Origin of the sequence: Candidatus Thiodictyon syntrophicum (genome assembly GCF_002813775.1) — a bacterium.
In the GTDB taxonomy this organism is placed as follows: Bacteria; Pseudomonadota; Gammaproteobacteria; order Chromatiales; family Chromatiaceae; genus Thiodictyon; species Thiodictyon syntrophicum.
The window spans coordinates 947,380-972,678 of record NZ_CP020370.1 but is presented as its reverse complement, the minus strand read 5'-3'; the positions used below and the strand labels follow the sequence as shown (position 1 = coordinate 972,678).

At 68.0% G+C, this 25,299-nt stretch carries 20 protein-coding genes and 1 pseudogene; 13 read left to right on the top strand and 8 right to left on the bottom strand.

Annotation, left to right across the window (positions count from 1 at the left end):
- Together ald and cysK are read right to left on the bottom strand one after the other, a co-directional pair.
- Nucleotides 1-1,122: an alanine dehydrogenase gene (ald, locus tag THSYN_RS04280; RefSeq protein ID WP_100918050.1), complete on the bottom strand. Its 1,122-nt coding sequence runs from the start codon at nt 1,120-1,122 to the stop codon at nt 1-3.
- A gap of 83 nt (nt 1,123-1,205) precedes the next feature.
- Entirely contained in the window at nt 1,206-2,183 is a 978-nt protein-coding gene (cysK, locus tag THSYN_RS04275) for a cysteine synthase A (protein WP_100918049.1), read from the bottom strand.
- Nucleotides 2,184-2,264: 81 nt separating this feature from the next.
- On the opposite strand from cysK, the gene THSYN_RS04270 reads away from it, so the two are divergent.
- Nucleotides 2,265-2,594: a DUF29 family protein gene (locus THSYN_RS04270; RefSeq protein ID WP_100918048.1), complete on the top strand. Its 330-nt coding sequence runs from the start codon at nt 2,265-2,267 to the stop codon at nt 2,592-2,594.
- A gap of 239 nt (nt 2,595-2,833) precedes the next feature.
- On the opposite strand, the gene THSYN_RS34735 is transcribed toward THSYN_RS04270, so the two are convergent.
- Together THSYN_RS34735 and THSYN_RS04265 are read right to left on the bottom strand one after the other, a co-directional pair.
- Nucleotides 2,834-3,010 carry a hypothetical protein gene (locus THSYN_RS34735; RefSeq protein WP_172965230.1) on the bottom strand — a complete coding sequence of 59 codons (177 nt, stop codon included), beginning with the start codon at nt 3,008-3,010 and terminating at the stop codon, nt 2,834-2,836.
- 35 nt (nt 3,011-3,045) lie between these two features.
- Nucleotides 3,046-4,503 (bottom strand): NAD(P)/FAD-dependent oxidoreductase, encoded by a 1,458-nt coding sequence (locus THSYN_RS04265; RefSeq protein ID WP_100918047.1) that lies wholly within the window; start codon nt 4,501-4,503, stop codon nt 3,046-3,048.
- Nucleotides 4,504-4,923: 420 nt separating this feature from the next.
- On the opposite strand from THSYN_RS04265, the gene THSYN_RS04260 reads away from it, so the two are divergent.
- Nucleotides 4,924-5,835, top strand: a complete 912-nt coding sequence (locus THSYN_RS04260) for a sulfite exporter TauE/SafE family protein (protein WP_100918046.1) — start codon at nt 4,924-4,926, stop codon at nt 5,833-5,835.
- 74 nt (nt 5,836-5,909) lie between these two features.
- Here the strand turns inward: THSYN_RS04260 and THSYN_RS04255 are convergent, their stop codons facing one another.
- Nucleotides 5,910-8,003 carry an EAL domain-containing protein gene (locus THSYN_RS04255; protein ID WP_172965229.1) on the bottom strand — a complete coding sequence of 698 codons (2,094 nt, stop codon included), beginning with the start codon at nt 8,001-8,003 and terminating at the stop codon, nt 5,910-5,912.
- An 812-nt stretch (nt 8,004-8,815) separates the two neighbouring features.
- On the opposite strand from THSYN_RS04255, the gene THSYN_RS04250 reads away from it, so the two are divergent.
- Entirely contained in the window at nt 8,816-9,685 is an 870-nt protein-coding gene (locus THSYN_RS04250; RefSeq protein ID WP_100922292.1) for an SIR2 family protein, read from the top strand.
- 418 nt (nt 9,686-10,103) lie between these two features.
- Here the strand turns inward: THSYN_RS04250 and THSYN_RS36550 are convergent, their stop codons facing one another.
- Both THSYN_RS36550 and THSYN_RS04240 read right to left on the bottom strand, forming a co-directional pair.
- Nucleotides 10,104-10,499 (bottom strand): hypothetical protein, encoded by a 396-nt coding sequence (locus tag THSYN_RS36550; protein ID WP_100917962.1) that lies wholly within the window; start codon nt 10,497-10,499, stop codon nt 10,104-10,106.
- Between the two features lie 31 nt (nt 10,500-10,530).
- Nucleotides 10,531-11,865 (bottom strand): ISAs1 family transposase, encoded by a 1,335-nt coding sequence (locus THSYN_RS04240; protein ID WP_216644545.1) that lies wholly within the window; start codon nt 11,863-11,865, stop codon nt 10,531-10,533.
- Between the two features lie 206 nt (nt 11,866-12,071).
- Between THSYN_RS04240 and THSYN_RS04235 the strand changes: the two genes are divergently transcribed.
- The 4 genes from THSYN_RS04235 (at nt 12,072) to THSYN_RS04220 (ending at nt 15,495) form a co-directional block, all read left to right on the top strand.
- Nucleotides 12,072-13,433 (top strand): TrpB-like pyridoxal phosphate-dependent enzyme, encoded by a 1,362-nt coding sequence (locus THSYN_RS04235; protein ID WP_100918044.1) that lies wholly within the window; start codon nt 12,072-12,074, stop codon nt 13,431-13,433.
- Nucleotides 13,426-14,547 (top strand): LysM peptidoglycan-binding domain-containing protein, encoded by a 1,122-nt coding sequence (locus THSYN_RS04230; RefSeq protein ID WP_157817446.1) that lies wholly within the window; start codon nt 13,426-13,428, stop codon nt 14,545-14,547. The genes THSYN_RS04235 and THSYN_RS04230 overlap by 8 nt, the downstream gene beginning before the upstream one ends.
- Nucleotides 14,548-14,645: 98 nt before the next feature.
- Nucleotides 14,646-14,888, top strand: coding sequence for a type II toxin-antitoxin system CcdA family antitoxin (locus THSYN_RS04225; protein WP_157817445.1), 243 nt, complete (start codon nt 14,646-14,648; stop codon nt 14,886-14,888).
- A gap of 241 nt (nt 14,889-15,129) precedes the next feature.
- The gene (locus THSYN_RS04220) at nt 15,130-15,495 is read left to right on the top strand and encodes a type II toxin-antitoxin system PemK/MazF family toxin (protein WP_100918041.1); all 366 of its coding nucleotides are present in this window, start codon (nt 15,130-15,132) and stop codon (nt 15,493-15,495) included.
- Nucleotides 15,496-15,893: 398 nt separating this feature from the next.
- Here the strand turns inward: THSYN_RS04220 and THSYN_RS04215 are convergent, their stop codons facing one another.
- On the bottom strand, nt 15,894-16,121 hold the full coding sequence (locus THSYN_RS04215; RefSeq protein WP_100918040.1) for a hypothetical protein: 228 nt from the start codon (nt 16,119-16,121) through the stop codon (nt 15,894-15,896).
- Nucleotides 16,122-16,291: 170 nt separating this feature from the next.
- Between THSYN_RS04215 and THSYN_RS04210 the strand changes: the two genes are divergently transcribed.
- The 6 genes and pseudogenes from THSYN_RS04210 to THSYN_RS04180 all read left to right on the top strand — a co-directional run bounded on the left by THSYN_RS04210 (nt 16,292) and on the right by THSYN_RS04180 (nt 25,155).
- Nucleotides 16,292-17,974 (top strand): NACHT domain-containing protein, encoded by a 1,683-nt coding sequence (locus tag THSYN_RS04210; RefSeq protein ID WP_100918039.1) that lies wholly within the window; start codon nt 16,292-16,294, stop codon nt 17,972-17,974.
- A 329-nt stretch (nt 17,975-18,303) separates the two neighbouring features.
- Nucleotides 18,304-18,540, top strand: coding sequence for an AbrB/MazE/SpoVT family DNA-binding domain-containing protein (locus tag THSYN_RS04205; RefSeq protein ID WP_100918038.1), 237 nt, complete (start codon nt 18,304-18,306; stop codon nt 18,538-18,540).
- Between the two features lie 259 nt (nt 18,541-18,799).
- A complete protein-coding gene (locus tag THSYN_RS04200; RefSeq protein ID WP_100918037.1) occupies nt 18,800-19,762 on the top strand; it encodes an ABC transporter ATP-binding protein in 963 nt (320 codons plus the stop codon).
- Nucleotides 19,755-22,672, top strand: a pseudogene (locus tag THSYN_RS04195) (Gldg family protein). Before THSYN_RS04200 ends, THSYN_RS04195 begins: the two are co-directional and overlap by 8 nt.
- 3 nt (nt 22,673-22,675) lie before the next feature.
- Nucleotides 22,676-23,881, top strand: coding sequence for a DUF4340 domain-containing protein (locus THSYN_RS04190; RefSeq protein ID WP_100918036.1), 1,206 nt, complete (start codon nt 22,676-22,678; stop codon nt 23,879-23,881).
- A gap of 665 nt (nt 23,882-24,546) precedes the next feature.
- Entirely contained in the window at nt 24,547-25,155 is a 609-nt protein-coding gene (locus THSYN_RS04180) for an outer membrane beta-barrel protein (RefSeq protein ID WP_157817444.1), read from the top strand.
- Nucleotides 25,156-25,299: the final 144 nt, after the last annotated feature.

Genomic DNA, 25,299 nt, shown 5'->3' with positions numbered 1-25,299 from the left:
TCAGCCCTCCCCCAGCAGCGTCTGCGCCGGGGTCAGGTCATAGCCCAGGGCCGCCGCCACCGCGGGGTGGGTGACCCGGCCCGCGCAGCAATTGAGCCCGGCACGCAGGTGTGGATCATCCGCCAGGGCGCGGCGCCAGCCCTGGTCCGCCAGGGCCAGGACCGCGGGCAGGGTCGCGTGGTTGAGCGCATAGGCGGAGGTGCGGGGCACCGCCCCGGGCATGTTGGCGACGCAATAATGCACGATGCCGTCGACCACATAGGTCGGCTGGGCATGGGTGGTTGGCCGGGAGGTCTCGAAGCAGCCGCCCTGGTCGATCGCCACGTCCACCAGGACCGCCCCCGGGTTCATGGTCGCGAGTTGGGCGCGGCTCACCAGCCGCGGCGTGGCCGCCCCCGGGATCAGGACGGCGCCGATGACCAGATCCGCGGCCGCCACCTGCGCCTGAAGCACCGCGCGGCTGGAAAAGAGCACCCGCGCACTCGCCCCGAAATGGTTCGCCAGCCGCTCCAGCACCGCCGGGGCGCGGTCCAGGATGGTCAGGTCCGCCTGCAAACCCACCGCCATCTGCGCGGCGTTGAAGCCCACCACGCCCCCGCCCAGGATCAGGACCCGGGCCGGCGCCACCCCGGGGACACCGCCCAACAGCAGGCCGCGCCCGCCGTTTCCCGCCTGGAGCGCCCAGGCCCCGGCCTGCACTGACAGGCGGCCGGCGACCTGGCTCATCGGCCGCAGGAGCGGCAGGCCGCCCTGGGCATCGGTCACCGTCTCGTAGGCGATGCACACGGCCCCGGACGCCAGCAGGTCACGCGCCTGCTCGGGGTCGGGCGCCAGATGCAGATAGGTGAAGAGCACCTGGCCGGGCCTGAGCCAGGCCCGCTCCGCCGCCTGGGGTTCCTTGACCTTGACGATCAGTTCGCCGCGGGCGAATACCGTCGCCGCGTCCGCTGCGAGCTCGGCACCGGCCGCCTGATAGTCCTGATCCTGCGCCCCGATGCCGGCACCCGCCTGGGTCTGCACCAGCACCCGATGGCCGTGATGGACCAGTTCGGCCACCGACTCGGGGGTCAGCCCGACGCGGAACTCCTGGGGTTTGATCTCTCGGGTGACGCCGATCAGCATGGTTTGCTCCTTAAAGGGTCAGGCATTGCGCCGCACGGTCCGCCGATCAAAGCATAGCTGGGTTGAACCGGATACGAGGTCACTCAAATCGGCAGCCCCTGGGCGTCGAAGGTCCCCTCGAACAGGACGGAGGAGAGGTAGCGCTCACCGGAGTCCGGCAGCACCACGACGATGGTCTTGCCGGCGTGTTCCGGGCGTTGGGCCAGGCGCACCGCCACCGCGGTCGCCGCCCCGCAGGAGATGCCGGCGAGGATGCCCTCCTCGCGCGCCAGGCGCCGGGCGAAGAGGACGGCGTCCTCGTTGGTGACGGTCTCGATGGCGTCCACCAGCGAGAGATCGAGCACGTCCGGGACGAAACCGGCACCGATCCCCTGGATCTTATGCGGGCCGGGCTTGAGCGGCTCCCCGACGCGGGCCTGCGACAGCACCGGGCTGGCGGCCGGCTCCACCGCGACCGTGAACACCGGCGCCTGGCGGGTGTGCTTGAGATAGCGCGCAACGCCCGTGATGGTCCCGCCCGTCCCCACCCCGGAGACGAAGATGTCCACCTTGCCGTCGGTGGCGTCCCAGATCTCCGGGCCCGTGGTCGCTTCATGGATCGCCGGATTGGCCGGGTTCTTGAATTGCTGCAACAGGACATAGCGCGCGGGGTCGGACGCGGCGATCTCCTCGGCCTTGGCAATGGCGCCGCTCATGCCGCGGGCGCCCTCGGTCAGTACCAGCTTGGCCCCGTAGGCCAGCAGGAGCTTGCGCCGCTCGATGCTCATGGTCTCGGGCATGGTGAGCGTCAGCGGGAGGCCCCGCGCCGCGGCGACGAAGGCGAGGGCAATGCCGGTGTTGCCGCTGGTGGGCTCGATCAACTCCTTGCCGGGCCCGAGCAGGCCGCGCTCTTCGGCGTCCCACACCATGGCGGCGCCGATCCGGCACTTGACCGAATAGGCCGGGTTGCGCCCCTCGATCTTGGCGAGGATGGTCGCCGGGGCGCCGTCACCGACCCGGTTGAGCCGTACGAGCGGGGTGTGACCGATCGAGCGGGCGTTGTCGGGGAACCAACTGGACATCGGGGTCTCCGGGGCTTGTCACGAAGATCAGGAAGGGGCTTGCCCGCAACTGGGCGCAAACAATCGCAAATCAAACGGTAGGTGTTGCAAGGGATCGACGGGTCGGCGAGACTGTCGGTTAGTCGGCGCGGTCACTCCGCCGAGATCCTGCGCGCCGGGCGCTACGCGGAATCGGATCTCGAGCATTTATTGGAGGAACTCAGCGATATGAGCAGGAGCGAGCGCCGTGAACCGGAAAGCAGGCTTATGCAGCGGGTGGTTTGGGTGCTGACCACCGCTGTCACGTTGAATGCATGCGATGTGTGCATGACAACCCAGTGCAGGGGAAGGCCATTCTTGCCGTCGCAGGAGGTAATATCAGGAGGGCATCCCGGCATTCAAATTCCGCGAATTCCGAGGGCCGTTTACTAATGATTGATCTGCATGCGGGGATCAATCTCGCCGATTACGCCGCGAGTTCCGCGGTTCTGCGGGTGACATCCGTCGCGGCCGGGGGGCCGCTCCTACGCCGTAGGAGCGGCCCCCCGGCCGCGACGGGTTACCGCAAGGGCCGGTGGCCGCAGCGATGATCAAGACCCGGCGCAACTTCGCAGCGGCCGGGCTGGCCGGTGCTTACTGGTGGGCGTTGCCGGCCGCGCCGGCCCCGCCGGTCATCGCTGACTCCCGCTCGTCTGGATGGATTTCGTCATGACCCTGAGGATCTTGACATTGATGGCAATGAAACGGAAGAACTGCCAGATGATGGAGTTGCGCCGGTATTTGGTGAAGCCGGTGGGGATCGGGGGATAGTAATCCTGGCGGTAGGGCTCGTGGGTTTCGCCGGTCATTGCATGGTGCCTCGCTGGTGTGGACAGGGGACGCATCAATCGGGGAGGAAGGACCACCCCGGACGGAGATTGGCCTGATAGATGAAGACATGATGCAGGAGGAACTTCATCCAGTGCCCGGCGAGCCCGACCTCGAAGAAGGTGAGATCGACATCGCGTCCATACTGGGGATAGGTGTCGCGGTCGGGCACGACGGGGAAGACGGTAATGCTGGCGGCGCTGCCTTTGAAGAGGTGGGCGCCGGTCGAGGCCACACAGACCGCGCCCGCCTCCGCCATCGAGGCGGTGTGGGTCGGTGCCGGCGCCCCCTTGAGCATGTCGCGGATGCTCGCCGCCACCGCCTTGCCCATCGCGGCCGAGGGCATGCCGGTGCGCGGTGCGGTTGGGTTGATCGGGGTGCCGTTGGGGCTCTTCATCGGCTTGCTGATGGCGTGCGGGGGGGCGAAGGCGATGCCGACGGCAAAGAGGTTGCGGTAGTTCGGGTTCTGGTAGGTCCGCGGCCAGTCGCGTGCGCGCCACTCCTCGAAGGGCTTGGCGGTGTAATCGGCGTCGACCTTCATGAAGCCGTTGGGGGCGAAGACCGCGGCGGTGATGTCCGCGCCCGCGCGGTCGCAGGCCTTGAGCCCAACCCCCGCGAAGGGCGGGATCAGCATGGCGAAATCAAAGGGGAGTTCGTGGTAGGTGCCGTCGAGCTGCTCATAGTGGATCTTGTCGGGTTCGACCTTGGTGACATGGGCGCGGGTAATCCACTCCACCCCCCGCTCGGCCATCAGCGACTCAGCGAAGAGCTTGCTGTTGGTCACATAGCCGCTGTTGGCGACGTGCATGCCGCCCATTCCAAGGTCGCCCAGCTCATACTCGTTGCTGAGCCAGATCAGGCGCGCCCGTTCCCGCACCCCGGCCTGACGCAGGGTGTGGTCGACATTGTAGATGTACTCGAAGGCCGCGCCCTGGCAGGTGCACATGCCATGTCCGGTGCCGATGACGAAGGTCTGGTCCTGACCGTTCTTCATCGCCGCGATGGCGGCCTGCAGGCGGCGATTCGCCTCCAGCGCGTGCGGTGGGGTGCAGACGGACATGGTGTAGCCGGTCTCGGGGCCCAGCCCGGGGGTGGCGGCGAAATTCAACTTGGGTCCGGTGGCATTGACCAGGTAGTCGTACTCGACGGCCTCGGTCTGCCCGGCGCGCGCGCCGTCTGCATATTGGATCGTGACAAAGGGCTTGGCGTGCTCGCCGTCGCCTTCCGGGTGAATGGACAGGGCCCCGGCCAGGCGGAAATCGATGTTGAGTTTCTTGTAGAGCGGGGCCAGTTCGAAGCTCACCTGCGGCTCCGTCATTTCACCCACACCCACCCAGATGTTCGAGGGGACCCAGTTCCAGGTCGGCCGCGGTGACACCACGATGACCTGGTGTTGCTTGCCGAGCCACTTGCCCAGGTATCTGGCCACCGTGTGGCCGGCAATACCGGCGCCGAGGATGACGATACGCGCCATATGTAGACTCCGAATGTGACTGAGGTTGGGATGCCCGTCTATCGTGAGACTGAATGTTTCCTCCGTATCCTGCCGGTCCTGATCATCGTTGCGCCCCACTGCTCCATGGGCTGCGCCCCAGGCCGCGCGGGTGCACGGCCGCGGCCCCAGGCGGTTGGCCGGCAGTATGATTAAGACCGATTTACGTTAGAATATAAGCAGACGTTGAGTGGTGCCCAGCTATTAGCTATAACTTATATGCTGATGCGTTGTTCCACTCTGTCGGCGCTTCCGATCTTACCCGTTCTCGCGTTCCCATGCCAAGCCCTGTTTGCGGTGACCAACCAGCGTCGCTCCTGATGCGGCCAGGATGAAAACCCGGCGCGCTCGGACCTCGTTTTGCGCATAATCGCGTGCCGCCCGCCCATCCGGAAACCGCCTATGGACCGCCCCGCACCCTTCGCCCCGGCGCATCTGCGCCGCGTGCTCCTGTGGCTCACGCTGCTGTGCATCTCGCTAGCCCTGCTGCTGACCCAAGGCCGCTGGGAGGGCGTCTGGCTGGCCGAGTGGACGGGCGCCCCCTATCCCGTCGCCCTGGTCCCGGGCACCGTGCTCATGGTTTTTACCGCAGCACTCTTGTGTGAATTCGTGGACACCGGCCTGGGCATGGGCTTCGGCACCCTGATGGCGCCGTTGCTGCTGATCATTGGATTCGAGCCCCAGGACATCGTCCCGGCGGTGCTCTTCTCCGAACTCGTGACCGGCCTGGCCGCCGGCCTCCTGCATCGCTACGACGGCAATATCGACCTGATCCGCGACCGGCGTGCCCGCCGCACCCTGATCCTGTTGGCGACGCTGAGCGCGGCGGGCGCCGTGGCCGCGGTGCTGTTCGGGATCCAGTTCGGGAGTCGGTGGTTCGCGTTCGGGGGTGTCGCGGTCGTCCTCGTCCTGGGCCTGCTGACCCTCGCCAAGGCCCGGCAACCGGCCTGCTTCCGCGGCTGGGGCATCCTCGCCATCGCCCTGATGGCGGCCTTCAGCAAGGGGGTGAGTGGCGGCGGCTATGGGCCCCTGGTCACCTCCGGGCAGATCGTCTGCGGAATGCCCGCCCGCCAGGCGGTGGCCATCACCTCCATTGCGGAGGCGCTCACCTGCCTGGTCGTGCTGATGGGCTACGTCGCGGTGAAGGGCGCTCCGGACTGGACCCTGGCCCTGCCCCTGGCCGGCGGCGCACTGCTGGCGGTGCCCTGGGCGACGCTCGGCGTGGATCACCTGCCACAGACCTGGCTCCGTGCGGGGGTCGGGGTGCTGACCCTGGCGCTGGGCCTGTGGTCGCTGGTCACTTTGTTGGGGTGAGGGGCCGGTCCCGGTCGCCGCATTGCATCGGCGTCATACCCATCCGGCCACTGCGCTGCGCCGTACTGGAGCCCCTACCCCGCCTCCACCTCCCCCAGATCGAACACCGGTTCGGGCAGCGGCGCCTGGATCGCCGCGCCTTGGGCGAAGCGTACGCCGCTGGCCCAGACCGCGCCGACCAGGGCCGGGGCGTCGATCCCGGAGGCAATCACCTCGGCACCGCCACGGGTCAGTTGCCCCACCAGTTCGGTCAGACGCGCCGGCTTGGTCTCCCGCGCCATGGCGGCGGCGAGCTTGACGAAGGGCGGCCGGATTTCTGATATCAGGTCCAGGGCGGCCGGACTGTCGGTCAGGTCCGTCACGCAGACCTCGATCCCGATCTTGCGCAGCACACCGACGAGGAGGGCGCCCGTCTGACGGTGACTGAACAGGTCGTCCAGGCTCAGTTGCAGGATCGGGCGGCGCTGGGACAGACCGTGCGCCAGCACCTGGGCGCGCAACCAGGCAACGCAGCCGTCCTGGGTCAGGCTCGCCATGTGCTGGCGGACGAAGAGCCGCAAGCCCGGCTGGGCATGGCACTGGTGCATCAGGACCGTGAGCGCGCGCACCATGACCCAACGGTCGATCTCGGCCACCCGCCCGGCACGCTCGGCGCTCGGCAGGAAGTCCGCCGCGGCCATCAGGGCACTGTCGCCCGCCGCCAGGCACAGCATGACCTCCACAAACCGCAGCTCCTGGTATTGCACGGCGACCATGGGTTGGTAGAAGAGGCGGAAGCCGCTCGCGCGGTCGGCACCGCCCAGCGCGCGTGCGACCATGGCGGTGATGCGTCCCTCGTGAACCTCGTCCACCGGCGCCGCGGCCGGCGGCTCGTCGGCCAGGGTGCAGCCGCCGCCGGCCGCCAGGGCGCGGTCACAGGCGTCCGCGGCCCGGGCGATGAGGGCGACGGCATCCACCGGGTTGGATCGCAACAGAGCGACCCCGACGCTGACGCCGCTCGTCACGCTACTGCCCGCGACCTGGATGGGCGTCGCCGCGACCGCCGCCCGCAACCCCTCGGCAAGGGTGCGCAGGGCCTCGTCCGATTCACGCCGGACCAACAGCGCATGACGATAGTCGTCCAGCCGGACCGCCAGGTCAGCCGGCTCCAGGCGTTCGACGATCAGGCTGCCGATGCGGTCAGTCGCCAGGAGCGCCGCCCCGGTACCGCGTTGTTCATCGAGCCGGCCCGCCCCTTCCAGCGTAACCACCAAGAGCCCCTGGCCGGGCGGCGGGGCGTCCGACTCGGTGCGGGCCCGCTCCAGGTGACTGAAGAAATGGCGGCGGGTCGCCAGGCCCGTCTCGGCGTCCAGGTGATCGGCATCACCGAAGGTCCGGCGCAGGGTTCGATTGACCTCGATTCGGTGGGTCACGGCACGGACCAGGAGGGCCGGCCGGATCGATTTGGAGATGAAGGCATCGCCGCCCAGGCTCAGGGCGCCGGCCTGACGCTCCGGGTCACGCTCGACCGAGTACAACAGGATCGGCACCCAGCGACAGGCCGCCTCGTCGCGAATGATGGCGGCCAACTCGGCGCCGCTGGCCAGCGGCATGTGCAGGTCCATCAGGATCAGATCGGGCGCAAAGGCCGCGACGACGTCCAGCACCCGGGCGGCATCGATCAGGGTCCGTACGACAAAACCCGCGGCCATCAGCACGCGTTCGGTGAGCAGGGCCTGGGTCGCGCTGTCGTCCACCACCAGGACCCGCGACGCCTCCCCGTGCCCGGGCCGACACAGGGTAATCAGCCGCTCGACCAATTCGCCGCCCGCCAGTGGCGCGACGAAAAAGGCCGCGGCGTCGGCACGCATGGCCTGGAGACGCCACTCGATGGCGCGCGAATGGGCGATGACCACCAGCAGCGGCGGCCTGCTCGTCGGTGGCTGCACAGCGTCCACGAACGCCTTGATCGTCTGGTCGGCGCCGAGCAAGGCAGTGTCGAGGATCAGGACGGTGCAGCCGCCCGCGTCCGCGGGGACGGACGGGGCCTCCCCCGGCCCCCCGACCGTGCGCAACGCGATGCCCGCGCGTTCGAGCAAGGGGCGAATCCGGTGCGGCAGGTCGGCGTCGCTACCAAAATAGGCAACAGAGGGGGCCGGGGCCGCACGATTGGTTGAATCGCTGTGCATGAGGGCGCCTGGAGCGCTGGTCGGCCCCACTCCGAGGTCCGCCGGCGGCATCGTAATCGTTGCGAATTGACGGGGGGCGGGTCCGCGACCCCCCGGTGTTCAGCGAGCACGTCTGCTTTCAGTTTAACGCCGAAAGAGACCGAAACGTTGACTCAGATCACCCTAAGCGCATATTTCCTGCGCCAACCACGGCCGTTCCCGCCGCCGGACGGGCGCCGATGTACACGAAAGCACAGGACATCAGGCCCCTGCAACCGCCCCGGCCTGTCGGGTGCGGTCAAAACTGATGTGGTGACCGAGATCCCGGGTACGCTGTCGTTGTCGTTGTCGTTGTCGTAATCGAATAATCCGACCACGATTACGACAACGACAACGACAACGACAACGACAACGACGCCCCGTCCGTGAGAACGTCCCGTAGCTGTCGGGTACGCATCGCGTACCCGGCTCCGGCGGTCGTGGCAGCTTGGCGGGTACGCGGCGTACCCTACGATATATGCGTTAAAACATCAGTTCTGATCGCACCCCGGCCTGTCCGGAAGACGACAAGGCGCTTGAGAGGGTCGCGCCCCCCGCGGCCTGTCGGCGCGGCAATCCGGGACGGACCTGGCAGCGCGAGGCGCAGCCCCCGATACCGTCGCAGACTCATCGTCGGCTTGGGAAGTACTTTAACCCAAAAAGAGTATTTGGCCGCAAATGAACGCACATGAGCGCAAATAAATCGGCTGGTTAGCATCGTCGGCCGCCGAACACCCCACCTGGCATCAGTTTTGCTTAAGTATTGGACCAACGGCAGCAACGAGCGACTGATCATGGTCACAGAACAACTGAAAACACTGGCGCGCGGCATCGCCGCCGGCGACATCGTCCCCTATCTCGGCCCCGGGGCGCTCGCCGGGGTGCGCGACCCCGCCAACGGGGAACCCATCCCGGCCGACAGTGACAGCCTGATCATTGCGCTCAACAACGGCAAACCCATGTCTGCCCGGCTCATGTGGGAATTCCCCCGGGCGGCCATGGACGTGGAACTCAAGCGTGGGCGCAAGGCCGTCCATCGCTTCCTGGACACGACCTACGGACAGCGCGCCTGGACCCGCGCCCCCCTGCACGACTGGCTCCAATCCTGCCTGCCGCCCTATGTGATCGACATCAACCGCGACACCCAACTCCAGGACTCCTACGCCGCGCGCCCCCACACCCTGGTGCGCGGGATCAGCCGCATCGGCGGGACCGACTACCGCTTCCGCCTCGATCACTATGACGGCGAAACCTACCGTGAACTGGAGCAGGACGCCGTCGACCCCGCCCTGCCGGTCCTCTTCAAGCCCATGGGAAGCCCGCGCCCGGACGCGACCTACATCGCCTCCGACGCCGATTATGTGGATTACATTACCGAACTGATGGGCGGTTTCGCCATCCCCTCCTTCCTCAAGACCTACCGGCAGGGCCGGCGCTATGCCTTCCTGGGTCTGCGATTCTTGAGGGATACCGACCGCATGGTCATGTCGGACATGATCTACGCGGCCGCCGCGCCCCCCGGCTGGGCCCTGATCCCGGAGCCGACCCAGAAGGAGCAGCGTTTCTGCGAGCGTCTAGGGATCGAGATCATCGCGGCCGACATCCCGGACCTGCTCAGGGCAGCGGGCGCCGCGAGTGAGGGAGCGGCCGACCGGGCAGCGTAATCGTTCCCCGCCCATCACGAGGCCGACCGCTGAGCACTGACCCAGGTCCCTGATCGGCGACTTCGCGACCCCTTTCCGGCTCGGCGTTCCGGCCGGCGGCCACCCTCTGGAGTCCAAGGCTTCAGCCTTGGTTCTGTACCTCCGAGGCTGAAGCCTTGGACTGCGGCCCGGGGCGGCCGGTAAGCCTGCCCCCATCCGCCACACCAGCCGTCCGGACCAGGGTCCCGTCAAAGTCCGGGGGCTTGACGTAGCGGCGGGGGCCTCGGGCGATGCGAAGCGCGCGGGTGACGGTCGGGCGGTAGATCTGGCGAAGACGATCGCGGGGTTGGGCGAGGCGCGCGAAGGGGAAGTGCGCGGGCGCAGGCGAGCGCCAGCCTCCGCCGGAGCGGCCGTGCGTCAGCGTCAGCGGCGTCGGGTGTCAGACGCCGATGGCGGCCAGGGCCCGGCGCGGTTGGTGAGCGAAGGCGCGCAGGGCGCTGGCGATATTGGTAAAGCCGTGCAGACGAGCCAAGGCGATGGCGAAGTTGCGCAGGCTGGCCATGATGGCCGGTCCGTGGCCGACGCGCACGCGCGAGCGATCCTCGTCGAAGGTGACGTCGCGGACATAATGGGAGCGGTTCTCGATGCCCCAGTGGCCGCGGTTGAGTTGCAGGAGTCGCGGCGGGTCGGCCAACTGCGGTGGCAGGCTGGTCACGGCGAACACCGTCTCGTCGCGTTGCTTGCCCGACGTGAGTTCGGTGACGGCGCGTTCGATGCGACAGACCTGGGCGACGTGGGGGAAGTTGACGTAGTCGTTGAGGGCCGTGGAGGCCATCAAGCGGCGCTGCTCCAGGCGCCCATGGCCCTTATCGAGGGTCGTGGTGCAGAGGGGGGAAATGCGCCTCGGTCAGGGCGCTGAGGTCGGCATAGAGGGTGGGCTGATTTTCTTTGACCGTGAAAAAATAGTGGGCCTGTTTCTCCTCGACCAGGAAGCGCGCGGTCTCGCGTTGGGTATGCAGCGCATCGGCGGTGACCACCCGTCCCGTGAGGTCCAAGGGTGCGAGCAGCGGTTTGAGCTCCGGGATCTCGTTGGTCTTGGCCGGGATCTCGCGCTGCGCCACGGTCACGCCCTGATCTTGGAGGAACGCGCTGAGCAGATGCACCTGGGTGCCGTCGGGGCGCACCGCCCCGCGCAGGGCCTTACCATCGACGGCCACGGCATCGTCGGCAGCGACGAGGCCGAGCAGCCAGTCACTCAAGGTGGCATCAATGGCGGCAACGTCGCTGGCTTGCAGGACGCGGCGCAAGGTCGGCTCGGAGGGTGGCTCGAAGCGCTCGGTGCGGGGATTGTAGCGGGCGTGTAGACGCTTGAGTTGGGCCTGGGTCAGGCGCGCTGCCCACTCGGCGAGCGCGGTATAGCCGCGGTTGCCGGCGAGTACGGCGGCGAGGCCGATGCTCAACACCGTGGCCTGGGGATGGCGTTTACCGCGCGGACGGCGCCGATCGGGCAGCGCGCGCAGACGCTGCTGCAGGTCCTGCATCTGGGCCGTGGTCAGGGTGACGGATTGCATTGGCGTGCTCCAAGGGGCGGGTAGCACGGGGGCGCACAACAGCGCCCGGGCGCGTGGGTGCAACGGATAGACGAGTGCCTGCTTGGGTTCGCCATGGGGGGTATAGCGGCCGTTGCAGCGCGCAAAGCCGCGCGTGGTGCCGACCACCTGCCAGTTGGCGGCGCGGTAACAGGCACCGGTAAAACGCGTTGGATCGACGAAGGTCTCGGCCAGCAACAGGCGGTGACCATGGACGCGCAGCCAATCGTCGGACAGGCGCCGCAGGTTCAGCGCCAGGATGCGCGAGGCCAGATTAGGGACGCGCCCGGTGGCGGGGAGGATCAAGAACCGGGCGTTGTTGGCCAGCAGATGCAGGCGTTGATAGTGCAGCACCCGCGGCCAACCGATCCAGGCATCGCGGGCCGCGCACTTGAGCGCCGCCGCCTGCCAGCCGAGCAGCGCCAGCCAGCACCCATCAAGCGTGGCAACGTAGCGTAAGGTCTTGCCGAATAACGAGCGTAGGCCCAGGTAATGATGCGCCTCGACCAGCGCATCCCACGCGTCCCGCTCCCCGGGCAGGATCAGGCGGACCTCCAGACGCCGGAGTAACTCCGACGCGGGGCGGCAGGACTGGCAAGGAATTTCGGCCATGCCGACTGTTGTAAGACATTTCGGGCCGAAAATCCAGTTCTGCGAACATCGGTCACAAGCTCAAGGGGCTACGGGTGAACTCGACGGAGCCCTGCCGTCCGGACAGCCCATGAAGCGCGCGCGCAAAGAACCTGGCAAACTGGGCAGATCCGACGAGTCACCGGCACCCGCCTCCGACTCCTGCACCCACGAGGCCCGAGAGCACCATGAGCGACACGGTCAAGTACCAGCTCGACGAAGAACACCTGCCCAAGCATTGGTACAACATCAACGCGGACCTGCCGGTCCCGCTGGACCCGGTGCTGCACCCCGGCACCCAGCAGCCGATCACGGCGGACGAGTTGGCGGTGATCTTCCCGCGAGCGGTGATCGAGCAAGAGATGAGCACGGAGCGCGAAATCGCGATCCCCGAGCCGGTACGCGAGGTCTATCGGCAGTGGCGCCCCTCCCCGCTCTTTCGCGCCCGCCGCCTGGAGAAGGCGCTCAACACCCCGGCTAAAATCTATTACAAGTACGAGGGCGTGAGCCCGGCCGGCAGCCACAAGCCCAACACCGCCATCCCCCAGGCCTTCTACAACAAGATCGAGGGCGTGAAGCGCATCGCCACCGAGACCGGCGCCGGCCAGTGGGGCTCCTCGCTCGCGCTCGCCGGGTCCTTCTTTGGCCTTGAGATCGTCGTCTACATGGTCAAGGTCAGCTTCAACCAGAAGCCCTACCGGCGCGCCTTCATGGAGACCTTCGGCGCCCAGTGCATCGCGAGCCCCAGCACCACCACGGCCTCCGGGCGCGCCATCCTGGCCGAGCACCCGGACAGCACCGGCAGCCTGGGGATCGCCATCAGCGAGGCGGTGGAGGTGGCGGCCCAGCGCGACGACACCAAGTACGCGCTCGGTAGCGTGCTGAACCACGTCCTGCTGCACCAGACGGTCACCGGGATCGAGGCCATGGAGCAGATGGCGATGGCCGGGGCCCACCCGGACATGATCATCGGCTGCACCGGCGGGGGCAGCAACTTTGCCGGGCTGGCCTTCCCCTATCTGGGCAAGCAGTTGCGCGAGGGCGGCAACATCGAGTTCATCGCGGTGGAGCCCTCCGCCTGCCCGACGCTCACCAAGGGCCTGTTCGCCTATGACTTCGGCGACACCGCCCACCTGACCCCCCTGTGCAAGATGTTCACGCTGGGCTCCAGCTTCGTGCCCCCCGGCTTCCACGCGGGCGGACTGCGCTATCACGGCATGGCGCCCCAGGTCAGCCACCTGGCCAAGTTGGGCTATATCGCCCCGCGCTCCTACAACCAATTGGAGTGCTTCGCCGCCGGCCTCCAGTTCGCCAAGGCGGAGGGCATCATCCCGGCCCCCGAGGCCAATCACGCGGTACGCGCGGCGATCGAGGAGGCCGAGAAGTGCCGCGAGAGCGGCGAGGCCAAGACCATCCTCTTCATGCTGTCGGGTCACGGCAATTTCGACATGCAGGCCTACACGGACTACCTGGGCGGCAAGCTCAAGGACCTGGTCTATGCCGAGTCCGAGGTCGCCATGGCCCTGGCCGGGCTGCCGTCGGTTGGCTGACACCGGGCACCACCCGCCCGCCCGCCGCCTGACGCAGGGCGGCGGGCGGGGCCTCCCCCGGCGCTGGGGCACCCTGACCCTGGGGCTGGTGCTGCTCGCCCTGGCGCCGGGGACACCCCCGGTGCCGGTCGACGCCTGGGCCGATGAGGCGCCGGTCGGCGGCACCGCCGCGCCCGCGGGGACGGCGCCCCCGGCACCCGAGCGGGTCCAGGCCCAGGTCGAGCCGCCGGTCGATCCGGCGACCCAGGTCGATATCCTCACCCAGCGGATGCGCGGCATCGAGGGCAAGCTCAAGGAGTCCGCGGCGGCGCGCAAGTCCGCGGATCAGGCGCGCATGGAGGCGGAACGGCGCCTGGCGGAGGGCACCCAGGAGGCCGCCCGACTGAGCGCCGAGCTCGTCCGGCTGCGCGAGGCCAAGGCCGACCTGGAGACCCAACTCAGGCGCGCACAGGAGCAAAACGCCGACACCGCCGCGCAACTGGCGGCGACCGCGCATCAGGTACGCGACCTTACCACTGCGGCCGCGGCCCAGACCGAGCGCGGCGCGGACCTGGAGCGCCAACTCGAACAGCACAGGCAAGAGCAGCGCCGCGACGAGGCGGACTTCCTGGGGCGCCTGCGCGCAGCCGAGGAGGCCCAAGCCGGCCTGAGCGCCCAATTGCTCGAACGCGAAGGGAACCTGACCCGCCTGAACGCCGAACTGGGGGCCGTGAAGACGCAGCGCGACGCCCTCGACGAACGGCTCAAGACCCTGAGTGCGTTGGTCCCGACCCCCGCGGGCGGCGCCCTCACCCTGGAGGCGGCGCAGGCACGGTCGGCCACTGCCGCCGCCGCCCTGCGCAACGCACTCACCCGGGCCGAGGCCGGCGGCGACGCCCAACTCAAGCGCGCGGTGCGGGAGGCGCAGCAGGCCCTGCACCGCGCCCAGTTCACCGCCGCGCAGGTGGCCGAGGCACACAGCGTCTACCAGGTGCGGCCGGCCGATACCCTGGTCCTGATCGCCAACCGTATCTATGGTGATGGTGCGCGCTGGCGGGCGATCCGGGAGGCCAACCGGCACGTCCTGGCCGATCCGGATCGGCTGACGCCGGGGTTGACGCTGGTTATCCCATGAATGCGTGGTCGCGTGGAACCGGTGCGGTCGACGGGGATCACTACGGGCAGGTAGCGCGCGCCTGTCCTATGCTGAAGTAGCCGCTTTGGGGGAAGACCATGGGCCATCCGATTTCAGTTCGGTTAGACGAAGACACCCAGTTGACGCTGGAAGACGCGGCGCGGGAACGCGGCGTCGGCCTGTCCACCTATCTGCGGGAGGTGGCGGCGACTGAGGCCAAGCGTCTGCGGCGCGAGCGCATCCGCGCCCAAAGCCGGACCGTCGGCGCCTATGTCGAGGCCTGCGCCGAGGCCCGGGAGTTTTACTCGGACTGGGGGATTCCCTCCGGCGAGGGCTCATAACTGTTTACTAAAATCTCTGTTTACCTATAAAAATCTACTGTTATTTCTACAGATCGTTGATGAAAACTCGCTGTTCGGCTATACTGATACCGCCTGCAAAGACCGTCCAGACACGTTACGGCTGGACGTTAATCCGTACGCAAGAGTCGCGTAAGACCTTGAATCCCTTTCATGGCAGCGGCAGTGACGGCGTATACAGACCTGTGAGATTTTCATAGGTTTTTAGTAGCGGCGAAACACAGTGAGCTTTGACGCGGGGCAGATCGTCTTGGTGGACTGGCGCGACGCCTTGCCGAAGGAGCCCAGCAAGCGCCGCGCCGCCGTCGTGGTCGAGGATCGTGGTCTGTTCGACGACACCTATCCGAACCTCATCCTCGTGCCCCTGGCAGAGGATGCCCACCTTGCCATTGCCGACCTCGCGGTCGCGATCACGCCCACGCCCGATAACGGCTGCACCAAACCGTGTTACGCGCTGGCCCATCACGTCACCACCACCTCCAAGCGGCGGATTACCCCGACGCCTTCGTACGTTGTTTCGCGCAATCTTGCGCCGCTCAAGCCCCGCAGGGGCGCGACATACCAGCCCAGGGCAACGCCCTGGGTATGACGGATAACAGACCCCAGCCCTGAAAGGGCGTGACATAACGAATCCCGCCGTTGTGTCACGCCCTTTCAGGGCTGGACCGAAACAACAACGCTAACCCAGGGCGTTGCCCTGGGCTGGTCTATTCGACCCCGTTGGGGTCGGTATGCAACAGAAGGTGGAATGGGGTACTGATCGGATGCGAAAAGATACCTGGCTCGAGCATCCGGATCGGCTGACGCCGGGGATTCCGTGAGCCTGGTGGGGTCGTCGGGCCCGTCCGGCTGAAGCCTCGACCTCCGGTTGAGGGGGCCGGTCAGCCCCACCGGAGGTCGAGGCTTCAGCCGGTCGACCCCGCGCCGCGGTCGGCGGGGCCTGCGGATGGGACCTACCACCGGCCGCGGCGTGAGGACGGCACCGGCTCAAACCGATTCGGCAAGTTCCAGGCGGCGTTCGACCCGCTCCAGTCGCCGGGTGAGGTCGTCGATCCGATCGTGGCTGGCGGGGAGGCTCGTCAGCAAGCCGCCCAGGTGTTGCTCCTGTGCGGTCATGCGCGGTTCCAGGTCGATCATGCGCCCTTCCACGCGGCCGAGCCGCGCCTGGATGTCGCGCAGGATGGGCAGGACAAGACGTTGGATTTCGTCGGCCATTGCGATGGCTCCTGGTGGGCTGGGCCTTGAGGTCCAAAGTATAGTGGTACAGGCCAGGCAAGTGCAGGCTCACCGTCGGGCCGCACGAGAACTGTTATCCAAACCTGAAGCGCGGACCGGCACCCGCCGGTGACGCGATCCCTTCGCGCTCAACCCGCAGGATTCGCCGGATGTTTAACCCGCACCGCTCGCGCTGGATACTCGTCGCCCTGCTCGTATTGGCCTTGACACTGATACTCACTGCGTTCTGGTGGGTACCGTCCGTTTGGGATTGGTATGGGGTGCCCGTGGTCAGTTGGCTCAGCGGACCCTTCCATACCTGGCTGCAAGCCAATGGAACCGATATCCAAACCCTGGCCGTGATTGGCGGGGTGGTCGCCGCCGCCGTCGGTGGAACTGTCCGATGGTTCAAGCGGTCCAGTCGGCGCCGGACCGGCGCGACCCCCGCCGGCGCCCCGCCACGGACCGCGGAAGAGGATGACTTCGCCGTTCTTCTGGACCACGTCAACAGCCATGTGAACGATCGAATCGCGGACACGCTGCACCTGAAGGCGGAGCTTGCGATCCGCCGGGTGTCGGACCCCACGGCCATCCAGCGCCCCTGGCGGCGGGAGCTGACGCGCGGGGCGGCGCCCGCGGTCCCGGTGGCCGCGGATGAGCCGACCGAGCGATTCATCGCGGGTCCCGGCAGCCTACTGCTGATCCTCGGCGAACCCGGCGCCGGCAAGTCGGTCGAGGTCGTCTTGCTGGCCCGGTCGCTGCTCACCCGGGCGCGGGCGGCCCAGCGCGGCCCGGGGTCGGCGGACCCTGCCGGCGCCGGCCCGGCGGCGACGGCCGCGGCCATAACCAGCGCCAGTGCGCGCGCACCGGTGTTGCTGTACCTCTCGTCCTGGGACGAAAAGCGCCTGCCCCTCGGGCAATGGATCGCGGCTGAGGTGCAACGGCTCTACGGCATTACCGCCAGGGTCGGTGCCGACTGGCTCGCCCGCGGCCGGCTGCTGCCGCTGCTCGACGGGCTGGACGAGGTGGCCGAGGCGCACCGGGCGGCCTGCGCCGAGGCGATCGACGCCTTTCGCGTGGAACACCCCGGGGTCAGCCTGGTCGTCACCTGCCGCACCGCCGAGTACCGGAAGCTGCCCCGCGCACTCCAGCACGGGGACGCGATCCGGCTGCTGCCGCTGGAGCACGCACAGATCGAGGGCTATTTGCAGGGCGCGAGCCCGGCCCTGGACGGGCTGCGCCAGGCCATGGCGCAAGACCGCTGGCTGGCCGAGATGGCGACCTCCCCCTTTTGGCTCCGTGCCATGGGCCTCGCGTACCGCGACCAGACGGTCGCGCAGGTCATCGCCACCCTGCCCGCGCCGGCCGGAACGGACCAGGTGCAGGGCCACCACGCCGCGGTGTGCGATGCCTATCTGAACGAGGCCCTGCGGCGCAAGGACTACCTGCCCGAACGGGGCTATACCGAGGCCCAGACCCGGCGCTGGCTGACGCGGCTCGCGGTGGAGCAGGAGCGGCGCGGGCCTGATCCTGCTGCAACGCGCGGGCGGCGGCTGGTTGCCCATCCATGGCGAGTTCCAACAGCACCTCGCCGCCCGCGCCGCAGCGCCGGAGGTCTCAACCTGACGGCCATGAAGGCTCGTCCGTCACCCCGAAACATGAAAGCCCCTGGTGGGAGCGGACTGCGGCCGCGATGCGGCGCCGCGCCGAACGCCGCTGCCGCGTTCCCCGCGCGGCCCGTCGCGGCTGAAGCCGCTCCCACAGCGTCGCTGCGCGACTGTCACGGTAAATCCGGCAGTTGCTCACGCCAAGGCGCCAAGCTCGCCAGGATTCACAAGATTGAAAACGAATAACATCTTGTAAATCTTGTTAATCCTGTCTAAATGCCTGTTGGCAGCCATCGTGGGGCCTTGATCGTAGCTCCGGCCACGCGCCCTTGCGGCAACCCGTCGCGGCCTGGGGGCCGCTCCTACGGCGTAGGAGCGGCCCCCAGGCCGCGACGGATGTCACTCCCAGCTTGGTAAGCCGAACGCGGGAAGATCCAACTCCCCAAGTTCCGGCCAGCCCGAAGGCTTGGGTTGGGGACTTGTCGACGGCCATCCGGCGGCATTACTGCCCGCTGACACGGACCGCACCTGCATATACACTCTGATGCACGTCTATCCAAGCGCGATTCAGGTCCATGCGCGTCTCCAGATGGGGCAACAGCCTCGCCGTGCGTCTACCCGCGGCGGTGATCGACACGCTGGCGCTCAAGGAGGGCGACGACATCGAGATTGTCGTGGCCGCCGGGCGCCGCTTCGAGGTTCAACGCAAGCCCACCCCGGCCGAACTGTTGGAGCGGCTGCGCGCCTATCGCGGGCGGCTGCCGGCAGACTTCCGGTTCGACCGGCTGGATGCCCACGAGGGCCGCGGGTGACTACCGAGACGGACTTTTTCGACACCAATGTCATCTTGTCCAGGACGGCCAGGTCCTGGATGGGCAATTGCGCGTCCGCAATCCTTTCGCCGCCGCCACGGGCGCCGACCTGGACCCGGGGGACGCCGGGCGGGGAACCTGAACATTTGGTCACTTGACCCTGCCCGCCCTGCTGTTGACGCTATGCCCCCTTACAGTCGCGGCCGGTCTGTCCCGCGGACCCGGCCATCCATCAAAAGAACCAGACACGGGAGTCAACATGATCGAGGTTCGGAACTTAAGTCGCAGCTACGGCGACCTCAAGGCGGTGTCGGGGGTCTCCTTCGACATCGACCACGGTGAGATCGTCGGGCTGCTCGGCCACAACGGGGCCGGCAAGACCACCATCATGAAGATGCTGACCGGCTACCTTGAGCCGAGCGGCGGGACCATCCGCATCGACGGCCTGGACATCGCCGAGCACCGCCGCGAGGTCCAGCGCCGGGTCGGCTACCTGCCGGAGAACTGCCCCCTGTACCCGGAGCAGACGGTGCTGGACGCGCTCGAGTACCAGGCGGTCCTGCACGCCCTTCCCAGCGACGCGCGCCCGGCCGCCATCCGCCGGGCGGTGGAGCGTACGGCCCTGGAGGCCAAGGCGAGTGCCCAGGTGGCAACCCTGTCGCGCGGCTACCGCCAGCGCCTGGGGGTGGCCCTGGCGATCCTGCACTCACCGAAGATCCTGATCCTGGACGAGCCCACCAACGGCCTGGACCCGACCCAAATCCAGCACATGCGCGAACTGATCCAGGAACTGGCCCGGGACGCCACCGTCATCGTCTCCACCCATATCCTCCAGGAGGTCGAGGCGGTCTGCGCCCGGGTGCTGATCATGAGCGGCGGGCGCCTGGCGCTCGACAGCCAACTCGCGGCCGTCGGGCGCAGCCCGCGCCTCCTGGTGACCCTGGACCGCACCGCGGTTGAGGCGCGGCCGATGCTGGGCGCGCTGCCCGGCGTGAGCGGCGTGACCCTGCTCGACTCGGACGCGCAGCGGCACCGCTTTGCACTGACGGTGGCCGATGCCGGGGCCGCGGCCCCGGCGGTCGCCCGCGCCGTCGGGGCCCAGGGCTGGGACCTGTTCGCCCTGGAGCCGGAGCGCCGCGACCTGGAGGCCCTGTTCCGGGCCGTCTCCGATTCCGCCGCCCTCACGGGCACCGCCGCACCCACGGAGGCCGTCCATGTCTGACATCCTGCGAATCGCGCGCAAGGAGCTGGCCGCCTTCTTCGGCTCTCCGGTCGCCTATATCTTCATCGGCAGCTTTCTGGCCGTGTGTCTGTTCGTCTTCTTCTGGGTCTCGGCCTTCTTCGCCCGCAATATCGCCGACACCCGCCCGCTCTTCGAGTGGATGCCGGTGCTGCTGATCTTTCTGTGCGCCGCGCTCACCATGCGCCTGTGGAGCGAGGAGCGGCGCGCCGGGACGCTCGAGACCCTGCTGACGCTCCCGGTGCCCACCTGGCGCCTGGTGGCGGGCAAGTTCCTGGCGGCCTTGACGCTGGTCGCAATCGCGCTGGCACTCACGCTGCCGCTGCCGCTGACGGTGGCGGTGCTCGGACCGCTCGACTGGGGTCCGGTGGTGGGCGCCTATGTAGCGACCCTGATGCTGGCGGCGGCCTATCTGGCGATCGGGCTCTTCGTCTCGTCACGCACCGACAATCCGATCGTGGCCCTGATCGGCAGCGTGCTGGTGTGTGCGCTGTTCTATCTGCTGGGCTCCGACGCCCTGACCAACCTCTTCGGCAACCGCGGCGGCGAGGTCCTGCGCCTGCTGGGCAGCGGGTCGCGCTTCGACTCCATCACCCGCGGGGTCATCGACCTGCGTGACCTCTATTATTATCTGAGCATCGTCGGCACCTTCCTGGCGCTCACCGTCTATAGCCTGGAGCGGCTGCGCTGGGCCCCGGACACGGATCGGCCGGAGGGTCACCGTCGCCTGACGCTGATCACGGGGCTGGCCGTCGCCAACCTGCTGGCGGCCAACCTGTGGCTCAACGGCGTGGACGGGGCGCGCACCGACCTGACCCAGGGCCGGGTCTACAGCATCTCGGACGCCACCCGGACCTATCTCGACCAACTCCAGGAACCGCTGCTGATCCGCGGCTATTTCAGCGCCCAGACCCATCCCCTGCTGGCCCCCTGGTGCCGCAGATCCGCGACCTGCTGAAGGAATATCAGATCGCCGGCGGCGGCCGGGTGCGGGTCGAATTCGTCGACCCGGCGGACCATCCGGACCTGGAGCGCGAGGCCGGCGAGCAGTACGGCATCCACCCGGTCGCCTTCCAGACCGCGAGCAAGTACCAGGCGGGGGTGGTCAACTCCTACTTCGATTTGGTGGTGAAGTACGGCGACCAGTTCGAGCACCTGGGCTTCCAGGACCTGATCGAGGTCAAGGTGCGCGGGGAGACCGAGCTGGACGTGCGCCTGCGTAACCCCGAGTACGACCTGACCCGCGCCGTCAAGAAGGTCCTCTACGGCTATCAGGGCGGCGGCGACCTGTTCGCCGGGCTCAAGGCGCCGGTGAAACTGCGCGCCTTCGTCTCCGCCCCGGCCCAGTTGCCCGACCCGCTGCCGACACTGCGCACCGAGTTGGAGGCGCTGCTTAATGAGCTGCAGGCCAAGTCCAATGGCCGCTTCAGTTTCGAGGTCCAGGACCCGGGGGCGGACAAGGCCCTGGCGCGCGCAATCGAGGAACGCTATGGCTTCAAGCCGCTGGTGGTCGACCTGCTCAAACCCACCCCCTTCTATTTCTATCTGGCCCTGGAGTCCAATGGACGGACCGAGTCCGTGCCGCTGCCCGAGTCACTGGATAAGGCCGGGCTCCAACGCACCATCGAGGCCGGAATCAAGCGCTTCGCCCCCGGCGTCCTGCGCACGCTCGCGGTCTACACCCCACCCCAGGCCGGGGGTGAGTTCGGGATGCCGGCGGCCCGCGGGCCCGCCTATGGCCAACTGGAGCAGCGCCTGCGCGACGGCTTCACCCTGCAGGAGACGGATCTCAAGTCCGGCCAGGTGCCGGGGGACGCGGACCTGCTCCTGGTCCTGGGACCCGAGAACCTGGACCAGAAACAGCAGTTCGCCATCGACCAGTTCCTGATGCAGGGGGGCACGGCGCTGGTTGCCGCGGCGACCTTCAAGGTCGATCTGGGCCGCGGGGGCATCAGCGCCCGGCCCCAGGCGACCGGGCTGGAGGATTGGCTCGCGACCCAGGGGCTGACCCTGGGCAAGTCACTGGTGCTCGACCCCCAGAACACCCCCTTCCCGATTCCGGTCCAGCGCAACCTGGGCGGCTACCTGGTGGAGGAGGTCCAGACGCTGGACTACCCCTACTTCCCGGACGTGCGCGAGGGCGGACTGGCCGCCGACTCAGGCATCACCAGCAACCTGGGCCAGATCACCATGAACTGGTCCTCCCCGATCCAGATCGACCAGGACAAAACCAAGGGGCGTACCGTCACGCCCCTGATCCGGAGTTCCAGCGGCGCCTGGACCAGCGACTCGGCCGCCATGCAGCCGGACTTCAAGGCCCATGGGGACCTGGGCTTCGCGCGCGGCAAGGACCGCGGCACCAAGGTCCTGGGGCTGGTGATGGAGGGGCGTTTCAACTCGGCCTTCGCCGGCCAGCCCTCGCCCCTGCTGGCCGCCGCGGACGACAAGCAGCCGTTGGCGGACGCACCGGATGAGGCCGCGGCGACACCGGCTAAGCCGGACGCCCAGCCGGCGGTGGTCTCCGGGGTCATCGAGTCGTCCCCGAGTTCGGCGCGGCTGATCCTGCTGGGCTCGGCGAGTTTCCTCACCGACACCGCCATCGGGCTCGCCAGCGAGGCGACCCAGACCCGCTATGACAAACCCATCGAGCTGATCCAGAACGCGGTCGAGTGGTCGCTGGAGGACCGGGGCCTGCTGGCCCTGCGCGGGCGCGGCCAGTTCAGCCGACTCCTGGTCCCGCTGAGCCGTCAGGGGCGGATCTTCTATGAGTATCTGAACTACGCCCTGGCCCTGGGCGGCGTGGGGCTCATGTACTGGCTCGCCCGCCGGGCGCGCACCCGCCGCGACCTGGCCCAGGCGCGCTACCTCACCAATCCCGAAGGGAGGGCCTGATCCATGGACCACCATACCAGCACTACCACGCGCGCCTGGCTCCTCGCCCTGCGCACCCCGGCCGCCTTCTACCCGGCCATCCTGCTCGGCCTCCAGATCGTCCTGGCCATCGCCCTGACCTGGGCCGCCCGCGGGACCCTGGACCCGGGCGCCGCCCAGGGTCCCCTGCTCGCCTTCGACCCCAAGGCCGTCACCAGCCTGCGCATCGAAGGCGCCGGCGAGTCCGTGACCCTGGCCCGCAAGGGCCAGGACTGGCTGATCCCGGAGTTGGCCGACTTCCCCGCCGAGGGGGCCAAGGTCACGGCACTCATCGACCGGCTCGCCGGACTCAAGCGCGTGAGCCCGGTGGCCACCAGCGCGGCGGCCCAGCAGCGCCACAAGGTGGCCGACGACGGCTTCGAGCGCAAGGTCACCCTGAAGGCCGGGGACCAGACCCTTGCCACCCTGCTGCTCGGCGACTCACCGGGCTTCAAGCGCCAGTTCGCCCGCCCGGCCGGGGACCCGGCGGTCTATGACCTGGACCTGCCGCTCTTCGAGGTCGGCAACCGCCGGGACGACTGGCTGCGGCGCGACCTGCTCCAGGTCGATCAGGATCAGATCACCGGCGTCGCCACCGCCGACTGGACGCTGACCAAGGAGAAGGATGCCTGGAGTCTTGCGGGCACCACGGACAAACCGGACCCCGCGGCCGTCATCAACCTGTTGGGCCGGATCGGCGCCCTGGGCTACCGCGGCGTGCTGGGGACCGAAGACAAACCGGAGTACAATCAGGCCGCCCCCACCCTGGAACTGACAGTGCAGTTGGCCGACGGCGGCAACCGCGTCTATCGGATCTCCCCGGCGAAGGACAGCAAGGACTCGATCCTCAAGGCCGCGGACCGGCCCTGGTACTTCAAGCTCTCCGCGTCTGACCTGGAGGGGATCGCGGGTCTTGACCGCGACCGGCTCCTGGGGCTGACCCCGCCGGCCGTCCCGCCCGCCGCGGGCGACCAGGACCAGGAGACGGACGACGCGGCAGCGGGGGAAGACGCCGCCGCGGCCGATGCGCAGACCCCGCAGGACCCCGAGGCCCAGCGGGAGGCCGAACAGGCGGCCGCCGCGGTGGACCTGGATGACGCGTCCGCCCCGGAAGAGACCAATGAAGGCGCGGCCCCGCAGGACGCTGGAGCGGATCAGACAATGGCACCGGGCGCACCGGGCGGACAATAGAGCGCTACGATACCAGGCCCCGGACGGGGGGCCCTTGATCATAACCCCGGCCAAGTCGCACCGGCGAGCGCACGCGTTTTTGCCCGCTCGGACGCTGGGAGCGCCGCACCCCAGTGCGGCGCGGCCTCGCAAGCGACCGCAGCGTTGCGTTCTGCGGATAGACCGCGCCGCACTGGGGTGCGGCGCTCCCGGTGGCCGCAATTGTGATCAAGACCCGCGACGGTTGTTCTCGCGTATAGACAGAAGAACGCCTACGCCTAAAATTCATTCGGAGCGGTTCAGATGTTCAGATCCGTCGTCGCGATCATCGCTGGTGTCACGCTCGCTTGCCTGGCCGGCTGTGCATTGACCCCTGAACCCGCGGCAAGCGAAGCGAGGTCGGGCAATGTCTACAACCCCGGATACTATTCGGGTCCGGCCTACGGCTCGGGATATTCCTCGGGACCTTCCTACGGTTCCGGCTACTCCGGCTCCAGTTACAGTTCCTCCTCATACTCGTCGTCGCGCGATTGCCCGCAGCGGCACAAATCGGACTCGGATCACCATTCGTCCAACGGGGGTGGATCGGTAAGCGATTCGATCAGGGCCGCGGCAGCAGCCGGGGCAGCCGGGCGCTAGCCCGGGCGCGGATTTCTTCAATTTCTCTTAGCATAATGGTGAACGAAATGAATAGGTTGTGTGCGCTGGCCGGACTTCCTCTCGTCATCCTCGGCCTGGCGGCCCAGGCCGATACCATCGGTACGAACCGCATCGGGGTCAATGGCTCCTATTCAACGGGGGGCGAGGTCCAGAACCCCCAAGGGGGCTTCGGGGCGCAGGGCGAGTTCGCCATCAACCGCAATTTCGGGATCGAACTGGCGGTCGATCAGTTCAGTGACGACTCGACGCAAGACGGCATCGAGATCACGCAGGACCTCACCACGATCGGTCTTTCGATGGTCTTCCGGGGCCAGTTCAACCAGCGCTTCGGCGGCTATGGCCTCATCGGTCTCGATTACAATATGCCGAATACGCATGTCACGCTCGACCCGGGGTATTATGGTCCGGGATGGCACGCCAGCGCGAACCTGGACGACGCCTTCGGCGGCCACTTCGGGGGCGGACTCAACCTGAGGCTTGCCGACCATGTGGAACTGTTCCTCGAATACCGCTACACGGCCCTCGAACTCAAAGGCGACCTCACCGTTACCAACGGCAACTACTCATACACCGACCGCGTCACTGGCAACAACGATTTTGGATTGTTCAAGCTCGGTATCAACGTCGTGTTCTAGCCGCCCGCCTGACCCCGCTACCAAGCCCCGCCGCCGCTCCGGCGAAGCGCTGCCCGGACGGGCGCGCCGCCGGTCGGCCCCTCAGGGCCGCCAATGATCAACTTCCAATGGTCTCAGCACACCCCCGGGTGGCTGCAGACCAAC

What these genes read in the sequence shown, in the direction of transcription:
- THSYN_RS34735 (WP_172965230.1), bottom strand. Translation starts at nt 3,010, where the DNA reads ATGACCGGCGAAACCCACGAGCCCTACCGCCAGGATTACTATCCCCCG.
- ald (WP_100918050.1), bottom strand. Translation starts at nt 1,122, where the DNA reads ATGCTGATCGGCGTCACCCGAGAGATCAAACCCCAGGAGTTCCGCGTC.
- THSYN_RS04265 (WP_100918047.1), bottom strand. Translation starts at nt 4,503, where the DNA reads ATGGCGCGTATCGTCATCCTCGGCGCCGGTATTGCCGGCCACACGGTG.
- THSYN_RS04250 (WP_100922292.1), top strand. Translation starts at nt 8,816, where the DNA reads ATGGTCACAGAACAACTGAAAACACTGGCGCGCGGCATCGCCGCCGGC.
- THSYN_RS04235 (WP_100918044.1), top strand. Translation starts at nt 12,072, where the DNA reads ATGAGCGACACGGTCAAGTACCAGCTCGACGAAGAACACCTGCCCAAG.
- THSYN_RS36550 (WP_100917962.1), bottom strand. Translation starts at nt 10,499, where the DNA reads ATGGCCTCCACGGCCCTCAACGACTACGTCAACTTCCCCCACGTCGCC.
- cysK (WP_100918049.1), bottom strand. Translation starts at nt 2,183, where the DNA reads ATGTCCAGTTGGTTCCCCGACAACGCCCGCTCGATCGGTCACACCCCG.
- THSYN_RS04190 (WP_100918036.1), top strand. Translation starts at nt 22,676, where the DNA reads ATGGACCACCATACCAGCACTACCACGCGCGCCTGGCTCCTCGCCCTG.
- THSYN_RS04260 (WP_100918046.1), top strand. Translation starts at nt 4,924, where the DNA reads ATGGACCGCCCCGCACCCTTCGCCCCGGCGCATCTGCGCCGCGTGCTC.
- THSYN_RS04255 (WP_172965229.1), bottom strand. Translation starts at nt 8,003, where the DNA reads ATGCACAGCGATTCAACCAATCGTGCGGCCCCGGCCCCCTCTGTTGCC.
- THSYN_RS04180 (WP_157817444.1), top strand. Translation starts at nt 24,547, where the DNA reads ATGAATAGGTTGTGTGCGCTGGCCGGACTTCCTCTCGTCATCCTCGGC.
- THSYN_RS04200 (WP_100918037.1), top strand. Translation starts at nt 18,800, where the DNA reads ATGATCGAGGTTCGGAACTTAAGTCGCAGCTACGGCGACCTCAAGGCG.
- THSYN_RS04210 (WP_100918039.1), top strand. Translation starts at nt 16,292, where the DNA reads ATGTTTAACCCGCACCGCTCGCGCTGGATACTCGTCGCCCTGCTCGTA.
- THSYN_RS04225 (WP_157817445.1), top strand. Translation starts at nt 14,646, where the DNA reads ATGGGCCATCCGATTTCAGTTCGGTTAGACGAAGACACCCAGTTGACG.
- THSYN_RS04240 (WP_216644545.1), bottom strand. Translation starts at nt 11,865, where the DNA reads ATGGCCGAAATTCCTTGCCAGTCCTGCCGCCCCGCGTCGGAGTTACTC.
- THSYN_RS04205 (WP_100918038.1), top strand. Translation starts at nt 18,304, where the DNA reads ATGCGCGTCTCCAGATGGGGCAACAGCCTCGCCGTGCGTCTACCCGCG.
- THSYN_RS04215 (WP_100918040.1), bottom strand. Translation starts at nt 16,121, where the DNA reads ATGGCCGACGAAATCCAACGTCTTGTCCTGCCCATCCTGCGCGACATC.